Genomic DNA, 19,637 nt, shown 5'->3' on the forward strand with positions numbered 1-19,637 from the left:
ACAGTCATCAATATATAAACCATTAAAGTAGAGCGCTGAAACCAACTAACCTTCTGATAAAATTAAAAATTAGGTGATTTGAATATAATGAAGTTAGACGCAGTACTTTGGGATTATGATGGCACGTTGGTTAACTCTGTGCCAAAGAATATTGATATTACCAAAACGATCTTATCGATAGTCGCACCACACCTATCAAACGAGAATTTACCGAAATACTTGCTTAGTGAAGACTTGTACCATGAAGCGAACCATGGTGCTAAGAACTGGCAAGAGCTATATGTTGACTACTATGGATTAACACACGAAGAAATGCTTGTCGCTGGAGGAATGTGGGCTGAGCATCAGGAGAAAAACCAAACGGAAGTTTCTCTGTTTAATGGCATTCAAGGTGTTATCGAGCAATTCTCTAATATTCCCCACGGCATCTGCTCTCAGAACTCTCAAAACAACATTCGTCGTGTGCTGAAAAATCACGGGATCAATTCGCCATTTAAGTCGGTTGTCGGTTATGACGATGTTCCTGATGGAAGCCAAAAGCCAAACCCTTATGGTGGAGTTAAATGTGTAGAGTCCATTTTGGGAAGCAAAAATGAACAATTGCTGATGTACATCGGCGATCATGAAGCAGATACGCAGTTCGCTCGTAACTTGCAGAAAGAACTAGGGACAGGTTCTAAGGTCATCTCAGTTGCCGCAGCTTACAGTCGTTCAGAGCCAGATGGATGGCTAGCCAAGCCTGATTATGTTGCCCATAAAGTAGAAGATCTACTTCAAATAATCGGGAAATATGCGTAACAGTATCAGAAAGAAACTTCGGCGCACTTTGGGTAATCGGCAATAACTATCGGTGATTGCACCTCATATCGCAGGCTGGGTAACACTGCTACGACTCATTTGTGTTGCTTTGTTTGGTGGTATGCCCAAGTACTATTTCTTTGATGTGTTAAGGTAATGAACTCCAAGATACATGAAGTCAGGATTTAGTCGTATGGATAAGAATAAAGCAGTATTGATTACCGGTGCGGGCCGAGGGATAGGAGCAGCTACCGCTAGACTTTTTGCAAAGAAAGGTTATGCGGTATGTATTAACTATAGGTCTGACGTAGGTTCTGCTTCGGTTTTGGCTGAAAGTATACAAGCGCAAGGAGGGCGATGCATCACTGTTCAGGCCGATGTATCTGATGAAAATGAAGTTCTGCGCTTATTCTCGACCGTTGATCGTGAATTAGGAACACTATCGGTGTTGGTGAATAACGCGGGTATTTTAAAACCGCAGACTCGCTTAGAGGATATGTCCGCAGACAGAATCAACACCATACTAACAACGAATGTCACTGGTTATTTTCTATGTGCAAGAGAAGCGGTCAAACGAATGTCGACGCGCAATGGTGGTAGCGGCGGTTGCATTGTAAATGTGTCGTCTGGAGCCGCGCGTTCAGGCTCGCCAAATGAGTATATTGATTATGCCGCGTCTAAAGGTGCAATTGATACCCTCACTAAAGGGTTATCGTTGGAAGTGGCTTCAGAAGGTATTCGAGTGAACTGCGTTCGTCCAGGGCTGATATATACGGATATGCACAGTGATGGTGGGGAGCCAGGGAGAGTTGACAGGCTCAAATCGGTTCTACCGCTTGGTAGAGGTGGTCAGCCAGAAGAAGTGGCAGAAGCGATATATTGGCTTGCATCGGATAAATCTTCCTATTCAACGGGTAACTTTCTCGATTTAGCTGGTGGCTTATAACGAGGTTTTCATGGACAAATCTGTCGAAGAAAAATTCAACCAATATCCGAATGAAGTGCGTTCACGGATGCTTGAACTCAGGACGTTGATCTATCAAGTAGCTAAAGAGCTTGAGCTTGGTGAAGTAAAGGAATCGTTGAAATGGGGAGAGCCGAGTTATTCAGTTGAGGGAGGGAGCCCAATACGCATAGATTGGAAACTTAACACTCCTACTCAATACTATTTGTACTTCAACTGCCAATCGAAGCTTGTTGACACCTTTAAAGAGCTTTACGGAGAATCGCTTCAGTTCCAAGGTAATCGCGCTATCATTCTATCTACTTCAAAACCACTCCCTTCAATGATTAACCAATGTGTCACTATGGCGTTTACTTACCATAACGTTAAACACTTGCCATTATTAGGGCAGTAAAGTAGTAGCAAAGCGAAAAATAAGTAACTTGTATTGTGTGTCACGCATTGTTGTTGTCTAACTTGGCTATATCAGAAGTCAGAATGTAATTTTTAAGTATCTGATAACTAAAGAGTGTCATAGCAGTGACAGATTGCTGTCGTAACGATTTTAGCTCCAAGTAAGTACAGTTGTTTTGCAACAGCAGAAAGGATAAATGATGATTATTAGAAAACTCAGATTACAACGTGGTTGGTCTCAAGAACAATTAGCTGAATTAAGCGGATTAAGTATAAGGACGATTCAGAGAATTGAGCGAGGGCAAAAGCCGGGTTTGGAGTCCCTAAAATCACTAGCTGCTGTATTTGAAACAACCATCACTGAACTACAGCAGGAGCCTAAAATGACCAGTAAAGTAGAGATCACTCAGGAAGAACAGAACGTTATCGATCAGGTAAGATCTATCAAAGGTTTTTACTCTCACTTAATGACGTATGTGTTAGTTATGACGTTACTGTTTACCATTAACATTGTCACGGACCCTAGCTATATTTGGGCGTGGTGGCCAGCGATGGGATGGGGGATCGGCATTCTCAACCACGGAATCAATGCGTTTGAACTGTTTAGCTTCTTTGGTCCTAAGTGGGAAAAGCGACAAATTGAAAAGCGTCTCGGAAAAAAACTGTAGAAATGAAACAAGTGACAACACAACCCTTAAATAGCTTTCCAGCGACGTTTCAAACGCTTGAAGTTATTGAACCCACAATGTTGAAAGAACTAGAGCGACTATTTCAGCTTAGTTGGAGTGACTTTAGATTTGATGTGGAACGTAAGGAGGGCATTCCAAACCCTATTGCTGCGTTGAAGGATGGAAAGCTGTTAGGTGGGCTCGCGTTTACTTTATTTTCGTCTCCGGAAGACAGTGGCAACGATAAAAATCCACCTAATGTAATTTGGCTTAATGCATTGTATGTTGATGAAACTTGGCGAGGTCAGGGGGTTGCTCGCCACCTCATCGACTGTGCAATTCACCTGATGTCTAATGCCGAACAGAAAACTCTGTTTGCTTATACTGATGTGCCGTTGATGTATCTACATCTTGGATGGAAAACTATCGACTCTGAATGTGATGAGAATCATCAAGTGGTAGGAGTGGAACTTACTTAGTAGTTAGAGTGCTTTATTTTCGATGCTGGTAGACGTAATAGAGGCTAACCAGCATCATGGGTTATTTGTATCTTGCCTGTTTTAGAAGACCAATCAGTTCATCTTCGGTGTTTGGTGTTCTTTCTAGTTTTAGTTGTGGTGAACTGCCTCCCCAAAGCATATAGGCTGTATCGGTACAGTGATCGTGATGAAACCATCTGCCATCGATACAAATGTCGGTATAGCAGCGCGGGTCCTTTTTTAATTCCATAATGCTTGTCTCCTTGTGTTTAACACCTTTACAACATAAAACTAATATCAAATTAATAATTTGATTTAAATCAATGAATGGCATCTTTTAATAATGCTCGTGGTGATATAACTCGTATGCGAAACAATCCAAATGAATATCTTGAAAAATTGACCAAGCTATTAGTACAAGATGAGAACCGAATTCAGTTGCTCCAAACCGTTCAGGCACTTTCAAGGTCTTCCTATCGCCTTTATGTTGCTGCGGGTTTTGTTCGGAACTTAGTTTGGGATTCGCTGCATCAGTATCAATTTTCAACGCCGTTAAACGATATTGATGTGGTTTATTTTGATGATCAGGTGGAGGGGCTAGAGATACAGCGAACGATCGAAAAAGAGCTATCCAAGCAACACCCTCGCTATCATTGGCAAGTCAAGAACCAAGCGGTAATGCATACTCGTAATGGCGACAAACCATATAAAAGCTTGCAAGATGCGATGTCTTATTGGCCTGAGAAAGAAACCGCCATAGCCGTTAGGCTGCTCGACAATGACCAAATCGAAATTGTTCACGCTTTTGAACTGGAATCGTTGTTCGAGGGGGACGTGACTTATAACAGCAAGCGGGACTATCAGATATTTCTGAATCGCGTGAATGAGAAGCAGTGGTTAGAAAAATGGCCTAAATTGCATTTAAGCACTTAGGCCATTCATAGCAAGATGTCTATTTACCGAGCGCCACTCCTTCGCGTCTTGGGTCAGCGGCACCTTCTAAACCTGTTTCAGTAATTCGTATTGCGTGCAGACCAGAGTTGAGATCTCTCTTATTAACGCTATAGCCCATTGCTTCGAATTGCTGTGCATAGTCCGCCAGAGGCGTGTTTATTTCAACATCCATGGCACCGAAACGGTTAATCATGCGCGGTTGGTCAATGGCTTGTTGAATGTCCATTCCCCAATCCACGTGTGCAATAATGCTCTGTGCCACATAACCAATTATTCTGCTGCCGCCGGGAGAGCCGATAGCAAGGTAAGGCTTATCGTCATGCATAACGATAGTCGGCGCCATCGAAGAGCGTGGGCGTTTATTCGCTTCCACTCGGTTGGCCACAGGTTTGCCATCTTTGTTGGCCACAAACGAAAAGTCGGTAAGCTCATTATTTAATAAGAATCCAGCTGCCATGACACGCGACCCGAATACGTTTTCAATGGAAGAGGTCATGGATATAACATTGCCTTGCGAGTCCACAATATTGAAGTGCGTTGTAGACGGAAGTTCTATGGCTTTATCTTGTGCCAGTTGAACGGTTTTTACTGCGGGTGGAGAGCCAGCGGATACTTTTTGCAGCGCTTCGTTTGGTGTGATGAGCGCGCTTCTTTCAGCGATATACTTTTGATCCAGCAATCCTTTCACTGGCACATCGAAGAAATCGCTATCGGCCATGTATAGACCGCGGTCAGCAAATGCAAGCCTTGAAGCGTCTGCTAAAATTTGCCAACTGGTTGGGTTATTACTTCCCAGCTCATTTAATTTGAATGGTTCGGTTAACATGAGAATCTGTCCCAGTGTTAGCGCGCCACTACTTGGAGGGCCCATGCCACAAACATCGTATTGCTTATATGGGGCGCAAACGGCTTGTCGATTCTTCACTTGATAGTTAGCAAGATCGGCCAGTGAAAGTTTGCCCGGATTGCTTGCTGCTTCTTTTTGAACGGCGTTGACCATAGCCGTGGCTACGGGGCCTTTATAAAAACCGTCGCTGCCTTTTTCTGCAATGGTTCTTAAGGTTTGTGCGTAGTCAGGGTTTTTTAGCAAGGTTCCTTGTGTTTTTGGGGTACCGTCCTTGTTGAGGAAATAAGCGGCTGTTGTTGGGTGTCTAGCAAGAAAATCGACATCATTCTCAATGAGCATTGACAGTCTTTCGCTGATAGTAAAACCTTGCTCGGCTTTTTGAGCGATAGGCAACACCACTTCATCCCAATCAAGAGCACCGTATTTCTGATGAACGTCCCAAAGCAGTTTGACTGTGCCAGGTGTGCCCACCGAGCGACCACCTACTACGGCATCATAGAACTTAAGTGGCTTTCCCTTTTCATCAAGAAATAGATCGCCATTGGCTGCTGATGGTGCTGTTTCTCTGCCATCATAGGTGGTTAGCCGTTGTTTGTTCGCGTCCCAGTAGACAAGAAATGAGCCACCGCCAATGCCGCTTGATTGTGGCTCGACTAAACCCAACATCAGCTGCACAGCAACCATGGCATCAACGGCGTTGCCACCGCGAGCTAGAACCTCAGCGCCAACTTGTGTCGCTTCGGGGTTCGCTGCGGTTACCATCCAATCCTTTGCTTTGACGAGTTGTTTGTCGTTCGTTCCTGTTGCCATTTCTGGTGCAAAGGCATCCGCCGCTTGTTGCGAAGCGTATCCACTGGATGACGTGAGTATGGCACTAATTGTAATTGCAATTAGTCGAGAGGTGGGCGCTTTAACTGACATCTGACTTCCTTATAATAGTGGGTTTAATTACCTGTTAATACAGTCTTTTTTACGTTCCTGAAAAAGATAATTCCTAATTCTAGTCTATTTATGTGTACTTGCTTCCGAAACTTACTCTGCTGAATTGAAGCCAAATAACACTGCTGTCATTTTCAATGATTATTGTTTTTATGTATGGGTCTACGCAACAAGAGAGGTAAGACATGCTCTTTACAATGAATCGACAACTAAGTGATACAACAAAACGGGCTTGTTACTACTTGATGATCGCAGTACTTATTGTCGTTTATATTAGCTTGATTTGTTTTGCTGACTTAGACCAACTTGTTATGAAATTCTTGTTTTGATTCTATATAGAAAAATAAGCAAAACCGATAAGAATAATTAGCAAAATCGTCATCCATATCCTTAACTTTATGAAAGAGTTAGAAGTTAGGAATGGACGAATGACGGATAAAAAGAGTGATAAAGCGAAGACCAAAAGCGGCCAGAGTATAAAGGAAACTCTACCCCAAAAGACCGTTAGTCGTAAGAACCAGAAAAAAAACGAAAAAAAACGTCGACTTTTTAGTACCTTGCGATACCAAGTCGGTTTGCCTCCTGCTTTAGCTCTGATATTACCTTCTCTAGCTACTAGACATGCAAGTGCTCAAAACGGTGAAAGTCTGCTTAGCACTGAGCAGCTTGTTGAGACTGAGCATCAAGCTATTCATTCAGAGTCGCCTAAAGTAAGCTCAAGCAATTTAGTGTCAAAACAAGAACTCATTGAACCAAAAGCAAATTTGGCGATAGAGGAAGGTAATAAAATAACCCCTAGTGCTCGACTCCAACTGAATCATTATCATGTTCACGCCATTACAAATCCGCATTTACTTTTTGGCCATGACCCTAAAATTATCCAAGTAACAACGAAAGAACATTTCTCATCATCCATAGACGGCTCTAATAGCTCTGCTGAAAGCGACTTGTTGGCAAAGAACAATAATGAACCTTCTGCCAAAGGTAAAAGTAAAAGCTTGCTAAATGCAGATAATCACGAAAATCAGCAGTCATCTGAAAATGAGCAAGGCGATTTACTTGGAGCTCCGGGACCTACTCAACAGTATGTCGCTAATAAGCTGAAGTTTCTTAACCAGCAATTGCAAGTGAAAGAAGACGGACTGATTGTACACGGTCAATTGATTGCAGCAGACAAAAACACCAATGAAACCATAAGTTTTGCTACCAATACTCAGGTGGATGGTTTAACACTGCATCCAGATGGCACTTACACTTTTGATCCGACGGATACTGTTTATCAGAGCTTGAAAGAGGGCGAGATTAAAGAACTCACGGTACCCGTAACTGTGACTGATTCAGTGGGACTGACATCTCATGCAAACTTTGTTATTCAAGTAACGGGTACTAATGACATCCCTAAGGTTACAGGTCAAGTTTCTGGTCACATTCAAGAAGACATTAATGTTGACTCCTCTGGTTTACTTACCGTTGCAGGACAAGTTCGAGTACATGATATTGACCACGGTGAATCGCACACGTTAGCGGAGGTAATAAAAGGGCAATTTGGGACATTAACTATTGATGAACAAGGGCACTGGCAATATCAAGTTGATAACAGCCTCAATGCAGTACAGCAGCTCTCTTCTCAACAGAAAATTACTGAAACAATATCAATCCATACCGCTGACCACACGAGTCAAAATATCCAAATAGTTATCGGTGGGAGCGATGATAATGCTGTCATTTCTGGGATCGACTCCGGTGCAGTCGTAGAAGATTTGCATGTCAAAAATGGCAGCATAAAGACGCAAGGCGACCTAACGGTTGTTGATACTGACATAGGCGAAGCACACTTTGCGTCACAAGTACTTGTCGGTCAATTTGGTAGTTTGAATATTGATGCTAATGGTCATTGGAGCTATGAAGCTAATAACTTACAAGCTGCAGTTCAACAATTAGGTAAAGGTGATGAGCTACATGAAACGTTTACTGTAGCATCGGTTGATGGAACGACTCATGAGATAAAGATAGAAATTGATGGCGTCAATGATTTACCGGTAATGGCGGGGCAGTCGCAGTCATTAAAAGAAGATGGCGCGGTTTTTCATGGTCAAATGGTCGCCACCGATGTTGACCAAGACTTACTGACGTACACCACTTCAAACCCAATTGATGGCCTGACATTCAACTCAGATGGCAGTTACACCTTCGATCCAAGCCATGCTTCTTATCAGCATCTCTCAAAAGGTGATACTCAAGTCGTTACGACCATGGTCACCGTGACCGATACGGCTGGCGGTACACATCGAGAGGAGCTCAAGTTTACCATTACGGGTACGAACGACTTGCCAATGATGGCAGGGCAGTCGCAGTCAGTTAAAGAAGATGGCGCGGTTTTCCATGGTCAAATGGTCGCCACCGATGTGGACCAAGACCTACTGACTTATACCACCTCAACCCCAATCGATGGCCTGACGTTTAACCCAGATGGCAGTTACACCTTCGATCCAAGCCATGCTTCTTATCAGCATCTCTCAAAAGGTGATACTCAAGTCGTTACGACCATGGTCACCGTGACCGATACGGCTGGCGGTACACATCGAGAGGAGCTCAAGTTTACCATTACGGGTACGAACGACTTGCCAATGATGGCAGGGCAGTCGCAGTCAGTTAAAGAAGATGGCGCGGTTTTCCATGGTCAAATGGTCGCCACCGATGTGGACCAAGACCTACTGACTTATACCACCTCAACCCCAATCGATGGCCTGACGTTTAACCCAGATGGCAGTTACACCTTCGATCCAAGCCATGCTTCTTATCAGCATCTCTCAAAAGGTGATACTCAAGTCGTTACGACCATGGTCACCGTGACCGATACGGCTGGCGGTACACATCGAGAGGAGCTCAAGTTTACCATTACGGGTACGAACGACTTGCCAATGATGGCAGGGCAGTCGCAGTCAGTTAAAGAAGATGGCGCGGTTTTCCATGGTCAAATGGTCGCTACCGATGTGGACCAAGACTTACTGACGTACACCACTTCAAACCCAATTGATGGCCTGACATTCAACTCAGATGGCAGTTATACCTTCGATCCTAGTCACGCCTCGTACCAGAATTTAGCAGTTGGCGACACACAAACTGTGAAAACAACTGTCATTGTAACTGATACTGCGAGTGGGCAAGCTCAAAAAGAGCTGTCTTTTGTTATCGAAGGAACTAACGATAAGCCGACAGTAACCCCGATAACCGCTCAGTTCCATGAAGACCAGTCTCAACACTTGGACATCAACTTATTATCCCAAGCTCAAGATGTGGATGGTGACGCGCTCAGCGTGGGTAGTCTTTTTCAAGTTAAGGTGAATGGCCATATCGAGAGGCTTCCTGACGGCTTTGGGATAGTTAATGGGCATTTGCAGGTTGACCCGTCCAGTTCTTCATTCCAACATCTTGCTCAAGGCGAGGTTGCGACATTTGAGTTGAGTTACAATGTAACGGATAGTCACGGAGCTTCGACGCCTCAAAGTGTTACTGTAAAAATTGTCGGTACCGATGATAACGCCCAGTTGGTATCTAGCTCGATAAATATCGGTGAAGCTGCTGCCGAGCATACTTATCATGGCACATCTATCAAAGGAACACTTCAACTGACGGATATAGACACTCACGACAACCCGCAGTTCGTCGATATGATCTATCAATCAAGCTCGAGACTGGGTACCCTCGCACTCCGTGCAGATGGCCATTACGAGTACTTCCTTTATGGTAACTATATTGGCACTGCCAATGCTCAAAAAACAGTTGCTGCATTAAAACCGGGTGAGAGTATCACCGAGACCTTCAATGTAGAGACCGCCGATGGACAGACAAAACCTGTCACCGTGACCATTCATGGTGAAGAAGATAGCGCTCAGATTGTTGTTAATTACGGTACGACAGACAATCACTTACACGAAGATTCGATGACGTCTCCGGCGTACCCTACAGAGCTATTTGCAACGGGTATCGTTAAGGCTATTGACCCTGACCATGATGACGATCAATTGAAGCCTCAAACATTAGTGTCGGCCCACGGAGGTCACTTCACGGTGACAGAAACGGGCATGTGGCAGTATCACATTGACAACAGTTTGGCTGCGATTCAGAAATTGGGTAAGGGAGAGAGCTTTCAAGAGCAATTTACCGTTGAATCAAAAGATGGCTCTGCGCAAAAAGTCATTACTGTGACGGTACATGGTACCAATGATGATCCTGAAGTTTCCTCGACAGTGCTATTGCCGCCTGGCAATGAAGACAAGCCTTATATCATCAGCAGTGCCGCCTTGCTTGCCAATGCATCGGATGTAGACGCAAATGATGCGGGACATCTATCAGTGTCCAGACTTATCGCACTCAAGGCAGATGGTTCTTCCGCTGGCACCATTACAGATAATCACAATGGTTCGTTCACATTTACCCCAGAACTCAACTATAACGGACCAGTGCGTTTTAACTACGAAGTTCATGATGGCCATGGTGGAAGTATTGTCACCTCAGCGAACTCGGTGCTCAAGCCTGTCTCAGATAATGCGCAAATGAGCTACGCATCAACCGACCATCATTTAGCGGGTGTTACAGAAGATAGGGGGTATATCGATACCCATGATGAGCTTCACTTTGAAGGTAAACTAGACATCGTCGACCCCGATCAAGGGGAAGCGGAATTTGATATTAACTACGGCCCGCAAACCTATAACGGCATAGGCTATGATACCAAGCTTGGCGGTCATATTCTGTTGATGCGCGATGGCCACTATACCTATACGATCCGAGACCATCAGCCCCAAGTTCAGTCGTTAAGTCAAGGTGAAGTGCTTACCGATCAATGCGTGGTTCGAGCTAAAGATGGGACAACGTTTACGATTGAAGTAAATATACACGGCACTAATGATGCGCCAACACTCAGTGCACAAACACAGGCAGTGACAGAGGATGGCAACAGTCTTAACGGACAGATGCAAGGCCGAGATATTGACCATGGTGCGACGCTCACATATTCGATAGCTCACGCTATTGATGGTCTGACATTTAACGCCGATGGAAGCTACTCGTTTGACCCTTCTCATACTAGCTATCAACAGCTCAAAGACGGTGAGCACAAGATCATTGATATTCCGGTGACAGTGACCGATGAACATGGTGCAAATTCGACGCAAAACTTGACCATAAACCTCCAAGGTAAAGGAGATGCCGCGGTTATTGGCGGTGTGGATACCGGTGATGTAAATGAGAATCAAGCAGGGCAGGATAAGTCTCCTGACTATGCACAGCCCGGCGTTGGGGTTATTGGTCAAGACTCGCTTACAACAAGCGGTCAACTGACGATTGTGGATCCTGATTCTGGTGAAAGCGAATTTGACCCCAATGGCAAGGTGTATTCATATAGCGGTCAATATGGGCACTTACTGCTTCGTCCAGATGGGCATTGGGACTATGCCGTTGCTGCGGGTACTCACGATTGGCACTTAGGCTCTCCCAAGACCACCGTCGGCTCAACAATCGACCAGTTGGGTAAAGGGGAAACTCTCACCGATACGGTTACCGTTCATTCCAAAGATGGAACCACTCACGACATCGTTATTACCATACACGGGGATAATGATGCTCCTTACGTTTCGTCAGAAGTTACGTTGCAGTCTGGTAAAGAGGACGTAAGCCAAACCTTCACCAAGGCGGATTTGCTGGCGAATGCTGTTGATGTCGACAGCAACGATGCAGGGTTGATGACGGTCTCCAACTTGCTTGCTGACCATGGTTCTATTCGCGATAACCATGATGGAACCTATACTTACACGCCAGAGCTGAACTATCACGGCAAAGTACATTTCAGTTACGACATCAATGATGTGCACGGGGGCTCAACACCATCAGGTGCGTCGCTCGATCTTGCATCCGCCAATGACGCAAGTGTGCTGGCTGCTGGACAGGATTCAGGCTCGGTGACCGAGGATCATTTGCGATCGGGTACCGCTGGGCAACTCTGGTCTGGTTGGACGAATTTAGATGTCACCGATGTGGATAGTGCTTCTGATGCAGAAGTCGCCTTTATTGAAGTGAATGGCATCAAGCATGCAGTGCCTGCAGATTTTGGCATGAGTCTGACGGCAAACCATGGCTATTTCTCAACGACACACAGTACCGACGGCCACAATAAATGGAGCTACACTGCCGATAACGCTAGTTCTGAAATTCAAGGACTAAAAACTGGGCAGCAGCTTCAGGACACTATGGTGCTCATCACAAAAGATGGTACTCGAATTCCAGTAACAGCGACCATCCAAGGTCAAGACGATCATGTCATTATTGACACTCCAGATGCGCTAACAGCCGCTATAGGAACGGCAGTTGAAGATATCAAAACGACTGTTGTTGGTATGCTTCAGGCGCACGATCTCGATAAGGGCGATCATGTCTCTTTTGAATTAGCAGGCTCTGCGTCATCTCAAGCAGGCAGCTATGGTACCTTTTACGTCGATCCAGCTGGGCATTGGCATTATGACTTGGATGCTTCAAAAGTTGATTCATTGAGAAGTGGTGATGGTAAGGCAGAGGCATTCAACATCGTCGCTATTTCTAGTGATGGTTCCCGCGCAACTCAGAAAGTGGAAATACTCGTTAAGGGCACCGATGATGCGGCAATCATTACTGGTCAAAGCACTGGCTCAGTGACAGAAGATCTTCACGTGCAAGGCGACGCAAGACACACAGTATTTACTGGCGGTGTTCTAGATGCAAAAGATCCGGATATCGGTCAACGTGGTTTCCATCAAACCTTGAATGCTCATGCGATTAGCGATCCTTATGGTGGCAGCCTCTCAATAGACAAAGCGGGCGGGTGGATTTATAGCGTCCCGAATGGAAACTTACAACATTTAGCTCAAGGTCAAACAGAGCACGTTCAATATCAGGTACAAACACTTGGCGGTGACACCCATGTGATTACTGTCGATATCGTGGGTACCAATGATAAACCGACTCTAGTCGCGCAAACTCAAACCGTGAATGAAGATGCTTCGCTGCTTAATGGCCAGATGCAGGGAAGTGACATCGACCACGGTGCGACATTAGTCTACTCCATTGCCAAGTCTGTGGATGGGCTAACTTTCAATGCTGACGGCAGCTACACGTTTGATCCAACCAATGCGAGCTACGACCACCTAGCGAAAGGTCAGACTCAGACTATCACCATTCCAGTTACCGTCACGGATGAGCATGGATCAAGCGCGACTAAAGATCTCAATATCACGGTAACAGGCACCAATGATGCAGCGCAGATTACTGGAGCTGATAGTGGAGATGTCTACGAGTCAACCTATGCCGATCGCTCTCCTGACTATCAGAGAGGTATTATTTCTCACTTATGGAATGATTCGATACATACCTCAGGAAAACTGGACATTGTTGATCATGATTCGGGCGAGGCGCACTTTGATAACAATGCTCCCGCCTATCAGTATTTTGGACAGTATGGCCGTTTAATACTCCAGCCTGACGGTGATTGGTATTATCACGTTGGTGTAGGCGATAGTGCGGTAGGTAGAAAAATCGACGCACTCAATACAGGTGAAAAACTAACCGATACTATTACCATCCGAAGTGCGGATGGCACGACTCATGATGTTGTTATTACTATCCACGGTGATAATGACTCGCCGTTTGCTTCTGGTGAGGTGCAACTCAATTCTGGAAAAGAGGATCAGGTACAAACGATCACTCAAGCGCAGTTGTTGGCCAATAGTATGGACGTTGATAGCAGTGATGCAGGTAAGCTGCATGTGGACAACCTTCAAGTTGATCATGGCTCTATAAGAGATAACCAAGACGGCACTTATACATTTACTCCCGCCAAAGACTACAACGGACAGATCCACTTTACCTATGATGTGTTAGATGCTCACGGAGGAACAACACACACCGGAGCAAATACTACTCTTGCTGCAGTTGACGACAAAACCACGATTTCAGGCGTTGATCATGGCACTGCCACGGAAGATGTCGCTACGCATATGTCGACCAATGTAAACATCATGGATGCCGTCGACTGGCAAGCGTTACAAATCACAGATGTAGACAGTCCGAATACACAAGTGACGGTTGAATTTGCCGGACAACAATATACCTGGGATCTGGGCAGTGACTTAGATGTGACCACTCCGTATGGTAAGTTTCAATTTCATACCTTAGTGAGTGGGCCACATGCAGGTGAACATTCATGGAGTTATATCGGAGACAACTCTAATGTTCACGTTCAAGAGTTAAAACACGGTGAATCACTTACGGAATCGATCAAGCTAATCGCCACTGACGGCACTGAATTCCCTATTACAGTTCAAGTCAATGGAACCGAGGATGGGGTCGTCATTGACTCTAAATCCGAGCTTGGTCATGTTGTAGAGAATGCTCAAACTGGCGCCTCTGTTGCAGGTAGCGTGACGGCTCATGATACTGACCTTCATGACTCTGTAAACTGGACAGCAACACCTACAGGTGGTGTTAGTGGCCAGTACGGTTCGTTCCATCTGAGTGCCGATGGCCAATGGCACTATGATGTAGACCAGAGTAAAGCGACAAAACTAGGCGATGGAGATGAATACTGGGAGCACTTTACCATCGAGGCTGTGTCTACCGATGGCAGTAAGGTCTCACAAAGTGTATCGGTTGTTGTTCGCGGTAACAACGATGTGCCAGTAGTGAGTGGTGAGGTGACGTTACCGTCTGGTAAGGAAGACTCGTCAATACATATTACGCAGGCACAACTTATTGCCAACGCTACAGATGTCGATTCAAACGACAGAGGTTGGCTGCACGCTCAAAATCTAACAGCAGACCACGGTAGTATTACCGCTAATTCGGATGGCAGTTTTACCTTCAATCCAGACCCTAATTACAACGGTTCCGTTCATTTTACTTACGATGTTGCTGACAGGCATGGCGGAATTGCGCATACAGGCGCAAACACGACATTAGCTGCAGTCAACGACCGCCCTGACGTTCAACCTATTACTGATAGTATCAAAGAGGACTCAACCAATAATCATTCCGTTGATCTTTTAACTGGCGCAACAGACAAAGAAGGGGATGCATTGTCTGTATCCCAAATCAAATATTCAGTCGATGGTGCTACCGCAACGACTAGTCTGCCTGACGGTTTGGTTTTAGGTGCAGATGGACATTCTGTGATTGTTGATGCAACACACTCAACTTTTCAGCATCTTGCCGTGGGTCAAGCCCAGCAAGTCGTAGTAAGCTATCTTGTTAATGATGGGCATGGAGGGCAGACACCGCAGTCGGCAACTTTAACGATTGAAGGTACCGATGACAAAGCAGTGTTGACATCCAATGTTATCCAAATGTCAGAGTCTGAAGCCTTATTAAGTAAAACGTCGATTTACCATGGCAACTTACAACTTACGGATCCCGACACGGGTGATCACACTCAATTTGCCTTTAGCGGTCGATATATGGGACAAGGTTATGCTCCAGGAGATCTAACTGTTTGGCCTGATGGTTCTTATCAGTTCCGACTGGAATCAGCTCGTAATCGACATGCCGATGATTTGATCGATAGCCTTCATAAAGGGGAATCGATGGAGATCCCTTATCAGGTCAGAACCAGTGATGGTCAGAGACTCAACATCATCGTTAAGGTTATTGGAGAAGATGATCAAGCTCGTATTGTCGTTGGACAATATTCGTCATTAGATAATCATGCTTATGAAGACAACCTGTCACCGGGAAGTACTCCAAATCAAGTGTGGAGCGGAGGCAATTTACATGTTATCGACCCCGATCATGGTCAAGCGGGGTTCGTTACTCAGAGTTTTGATACGCCAGAAGGGGGACATTTCTCTATCAATGTTCGCGGCGGATGGCAGTACACAATAGGCAATGCCAAGCTGCAGCATTTAGGCGACGGGCAAAGCTACCAGAAAACCTTTACGGTTGAATCGATTGATGGCTCGGCTCAGCAAACTATTACGGTCACCGTGCACGGTACCAACGACACGCCTGTCGTTACTTCCGTGGTGAGCTTATCTCAAGGCACAGAAGACACGCCAGTCACATTGAACGCGGCGGATTTACTCGCCCATGCCAGTGATGTGGATGACCACAGTCTATTGAGTGTGCACAACTTGAGTGTTGATCATGGGCTGGTGGTTGATAACTTAGATGGAACCTTCAGTTTCACTCCGGAGAAAAACTATCACGGGCAGGTACAGTTTACTTATGACGTCAAAGATGAACATGGCGCTTCAGTATCGACGTCCGCCACAATGAACTTAGCTGCCGTTAATGATGCGGCAACATTTACTGGCGATTCAGCAGGCCTTGTTGAAGACAGCAACCTTCAACACAACACTCGATTTGCCGGTTCAACCACCATTCAAGATGCGCTATTTTGTCGTGGAAGCCTTGTGATTTCTGATGTTGACGGACAAGGTGAGGCGGCATTAGATCTCAAAGGTCAGCACCAAATATCGCAAGATGGAACCTATGGTCACTTCTTGATTAAGCCAAGTGGGTCGTGGGTCTATGCTGCCGACAACAGCAATACAAACATTCAGAATTTAGATAACGGCCAGACCTTAACTGACAGTATCGAAATCACCTCGATAGACGGCACTAAACATTCGATTTCAGTGACAATCAGTGGCTCGACGGATAGACCAACGATACATAGTTTCACTGACTCGGGCGTTCAAAACACGGGACCCATTGAAGGCAACCTCATTTCTGGTGTAGGCACCGCACAGGGTACAGCTGCAGCGGCGACTGACTCAGACTCGAATGCTCACCTCGTTCTTCAGGACATTCAGATAAAAGATCCTGTGTCGGGAAACTACGTGGCGGTCACTCCAGGTCATCCTCATGCCATAGCGGGAATTGGCACACTGGCTATTGAAGCTAATGGTCACTACATCTTTACTCCTGAAGCGGGCTTCACTGGAAAAGTACCAAATATGGTGTATCGAGTCGGAGACGATGGTGGTACCCCAGTTAATGATTCCTCGCAAAATACGCTATCTATAGAGGTTAAGCCGCCAGCTCAACATGCACCAACGGTGACACCACAAACGGTCACAAGCGACGAAGACCAAAGTCATACTTTCACCGCTGCAGAATTTGGCTACCAAGATGCTGACCATGATGCGCTAAACCACATCACGATTACTCAGTTACCTTCTCACGGTCTGTTAACCTTGAATGGTCTGGCGGTCACTGCCAATCAACAAGTTTCTAAAGCCGATATAGACGCGGGTCATTTAACATTCACACCAATACAAAATCAGAGCGGCGCTAATTATGCCCATTTTGAGTTCCGTGCTAATGATGGTCATCAAGACTCGGCGAGCGCATCCATGGTCATCAATGTGAATGCGATAAATGATGCGCCGACGGTTGGTTCAAGCTTTACTAGTTTACTGGAGGATAAACCTCACAACTTCAGCAAAGCCGACTTCAAATACGCAGATATTGATGGGGATTCATTACATCACATCACCATTACCAATATTGCTCATGGTTCACTGACACTCAACGGGCAGGCAATTTCTGTTGGTGATGACGTAGCCGCTGCGGATTTGGCTTCATTAATCTATACCCCAACACCGAACTACCATAGTGTGAATACAGGAGGCTTAGGGGGTATTCGATATACGGCAAACGATGGTCATACGGATTCTAAACCTGGAATGTACCTAATTAATATCGTCGCGGTTCCTGACCCTGCAGTTTTCACTGGTGATTCAACGGGTCGAGCTCAAGAAGATCTTCACACCCAAACAGCTGGGGTTTTAAATGTAGTTGACCCAGATGGCACGCAAGGTTTTATTGCTGTGCAAGGCGGTGTGGGTATTGTCGGCAGTAAAGGGTATGGGCATGCGCACATTGATAGTAATGGTCACTGGACCTATAACCTTTACAACAATCACCCTGTTGTACAGCAGCTTAAGCAAGGCCAGACAGATACAGAAACCATTACCGTCCAAGCAAAAGATGGCACCACGCATGACATAGTGATCACCGTTTCCGGAACCAATGATGCCCCGACGGTTTCAGAAAAAGTGCTACCAGGTCAAAGTGCGGGCAAACACGTAGTGACCGAAGATGGCAACTTAACCTCAACCGGACAACTGACGACACATGATACCGACGGGGATACGCTCAGTTTGAGTCTCGATCCAAGCCATGGTGCGAGTTATGGTTCGGTACAACTGGATAGTCATAGTAATACTTGGACATATCATCTCGATAATGCTAACTCACGCGTTAACGCGTTAAATGATGGTGATGTGCTGCACGACACCTTTACTGTGTTGGTGGATGATGGGCATGGTGGTAAAACCAGCCAACAGGTTACCATGACCATTAATGGTCACACTGACCCTGTGCCTTACACGCCACCGACAATCAGTGTGTCTGTTGATGCTCGGCATGCTCGTCATGTGACCCCAACCATCACTGCCACCACCGTTCGAGATTACGCTCACCGCATTGGGCATTCCGCCACAACGACAAGTGGTCATCATGAGATAAATGGGCATGGCAGCTCAGACATTATTATTGTGCAAGGGCGCTTAACAGAAGAAGCAGAACTGAAAAGTGGTAATGACATTCTTTATATTGGCGGCAGTCTGACAGACAAGGAAATAGAGGGGGGAAGTGGTTCAGACACGTTAATCCTTGGTGCCTACAATCGCCAAAACGCTCCACGCTTGCGTGACCATGGTGAAAAGCTCAGTGATGGACACGAAGAGATGGAATTGGAAGACATCGAAAACATCATTCTGGGTGACGGTACTGTGCTAAAAGGGCAACTTCCAGCGAACTTTCCTGTTCAAAGCCAAGGCCATTATGAATGTGATGTAAATATCCACGCTCAGCTCTCTTCTCATGATGAAACTGTCACGGATATCCGGATAACGCATTTGCAAACTCATGTCACTTTGCAAAGTGCTGGACATACGATTCACGCAAACCCAGATGGCAGTTACACCGTGCCAACAAACGGACACGTTACGCTGGTTTCATCTCAGCCCATAAGTGGCAGCCATCACTACTTTGCAACGGAAGTGACAACCCACAACTCAGCAACAGGAGTAAGTGCTGTTACGACTGAAGACCTTCAAGGACACACACATAGCCATATCAACCCACCGCCGCCTCCACCACCTCCAGTTTTGAATGATGAGCCGATGGACGATAACGCGGTAGCGGATGGAGAGTCTCTAACGATAATGTCTGCACTAGGAATTAGCGATGTAACGTCGGGTAATGATGACCATCAGCAACATGATGCTTCAAAATATCTGGATAAATTAGGTATTACTCAGCAAGAGGGGCTTCAGCCTACAGAGCAAAGCGCGTTGCCTGATGATCTTGATATTGTATTTGATGACGCGGAGCAGCATGATATTACGACCGAACATCAAAGTGATGTGGCGCATCATAGTGATCAAAATGATATTGAGCACTTCCAAGATATTGATAATGATCATCAAGATATGCAAGATCCAACATTACCAGATGACCCGACTCGCTAACAACAAAACGCCCTTGTTCAGCAAGGGCGT

At 45.6% G+C, this 19,637-nt stretch carries 9 protein-coding genes; 7 read left to right on the forward strand and 2 right to left on the reverse strand.

Features of this window, described 5'->3' with window-relative positions; genetic code table 11:
- Positions 1 to 87: 87 nt before the first annotated feature.
- The 5 genes from VME0621_RS17940 (at position 88) to VME0621_RS17960 (ending at position 3,302) form a co-directional block, all read left to right on the forward strand.
- A complete protein-coding gene (locus VME0621_RS17940) occupies positions 88 to 798 on the forward strand; it encodes an HAD family hydrolase (protein ID WP_062460243.1) in 711 nt (236 codons plus the stop codon).
- 193 nt (positions 799 to 991) lie between these two features.
- Complete coding sequence (locus VME0621_RS17945) at positions 992 to 1,744, forward strand: SDR family oxidoreductase (protein ID WP_062460245.1); 753 nt, start codon at positions 992 to 994, stop codon at positions 1,742 to 1,744.
- Between the two features lie 10 nt (positions 1,745 to 1,754).
- Complete coding sequence (locus tag VME0621_RS17950) at positions 1,755 to 2,156, forward strand: DUF1801 domain-containing protein (protein ID WP_062460247.1); 402 nt, start codon at positions 1,755 to 1,757, stop codon at positions 2,154 to 2,156.
- A gap of 199 nt (positions 2,157 to 2,355) precedes the next feature.
- Positions 2,356 to 2,823 carry a 2TM domain-containing protein gene (locus tag VME0621_RS17955; RefSeq protein ID WP_006072362.1) on the forward strand — a complete coding sequence of 156 codons (468 nt, stop codon included), beginning with the start codon at positions 2,356 to 2,358 and terminating at the stop codon, positions 2,821 to 2,823.
- A 2-nt stretch (positions 2,824 to 2,825) separates the two neighbouring features.
- Positions 2,826 to 3,302 (forward strand): GNAT family N-acetyltransferase, encoded by a 477-nt coding sequence (locus VME0621_RS17960; RefSeq protein ID WP_062460249.1) that lies wholly within the window; start codon positions 2,826 to 2,828, stop codon positions 3,300 to 3,302.
- 61 nt (positions 3,303 to 3,363) lie between these two features.
- Here the strand turns inward: VME0621_RS17960 and VME0621_RS17965 are convergent, their stop codons facing one another.
- Positions 3,364 to 3,552 carry a hypothetical protein gene (locus VME0621_RS17965; protein ID WP_006072365.1) on the reverse strand — a complete coding sequence of 63 codons (189 nt, stop codon included), beginning with the start codon at positions 3,550 to 3,552 and terminating at the stop codon, positions 3,364 to 3,366.
- A 77-nt stretch (positions 3,553 to 3,629) separates the two neighbouring features.
- On the opposite strand from VME0621_RS17965, the gene VME0621_RS17970 reads away from it, so the two are divergent.
- Entirely contained in the window at positions 3,630 to 4,235 is a 606-nt protein-coding gene (locus tag VME0621_RS17970; protein WP_082795533.1) for a nucleotidyltransferase family protein, read from the forward strand.
- 19 nt (positions 4,236 to 4,254) lie between these two features.
- Here VME0621_RS17970 and ggt read toward each other — a convergent pair whose 3' ends face one another.
- Positions 4,255 to 6,024, reverse strand: a complete 1,770-nt coding sequence (gene ggt, locus VME0621_RS17975; protein ID WP_062460251.1) for a gamma-glutamyltransferase — start codon at positions 6,022 to 6,024, stop codon at positions 4,255 to 4,257.
- 446 nt (positions 6,025 to 6,470) lie between these two features.
- On the opposite strand from ggt, the gene VME0621_RS26685 reads away from it, so the two are divergent.
- A complete protein-coding gene (locus VME0621_RS26685) occupies positions 6,471 to 19,607 on the forward strand; it encodes a VCBS domain-containing protein (RefSeq protein ID WP_065311720.1) in 13,137 nt (4,378 codons plus the stop codon).
- The last annotated feature ends 30 nt before the right edge of the window (positions 19,608 to 19,637 follow it).

Origin of the sequence: Vibrio mediterranei, from assembly GCF_900088415.1 — a bacterium.
GTDB lineage: Bacteria > Pseudomonadota > Gammaproteobacteria > Enterobacterales > Vibrionaceae > Vibrio > Vibrio mediterranei.

Coding starts and splice junctions, on each gene's coding strand:
- VME0621_RS17945 (WP_062460245.1), top strand. CDS start 992: ATGGATAAGAATAAAGCAGTATTGATTACCGGTGCGGGCCGAGGGATA.
- ggt (WP_062460251.1), bottom strand. CDS start 6,024: ATGTCAGTTAAAGCGCCCACCTCTCGACTAATTGCAATTACAATTAGT.
- VME0621_RS17970 (WP_082795533.1), top strand. CDS start 3,630: ATGGCATCTTTTAATAATGCTCGTGGTGATATAACTCGTATGCGAAAC.
- VME0621_RS17965 (WP_006072365.1), bottom strand. CDS start 3,552: ATGGAATTAAAAAAGGACCCGCGCTGCTATACCGACATTTGTATCGAT.
- VME0621_RS17960 (WP_062460249.1), top strand. CDS start 2,826: ATGAAACAAGTGACAACACAACCCTTAAATAGCTTTCCAGCGACGTTT.
- VME0621_RS17950 (WP_062460247.1), top strand. CDS start 1,755: ATGGACAAATCTGTCGAAGAAAAATTCAACCAATATCCGAATGAAGTG.
- VME0621_RS17955 (WP_006072362.1), top strand. CDS start 2,356: ATGATTATTAGAAAACTCAGATTACAACGTGGTTGGTCTCAAGAACAA.
- VME0621_RS26685 (WP_065311720.1), top strand. CDS start 6,471: ATGACGGATAAAAAGAGTGATAAAGCGAAGACCAAAAGCGGCCAGAGT.
- VME0621_RS17940 (WP_062460243.1), top strand. CDS start 88: ATGAAGTTAGACGCAGTACTTTGGGATTATGATGGCACGTTGGTTAAC.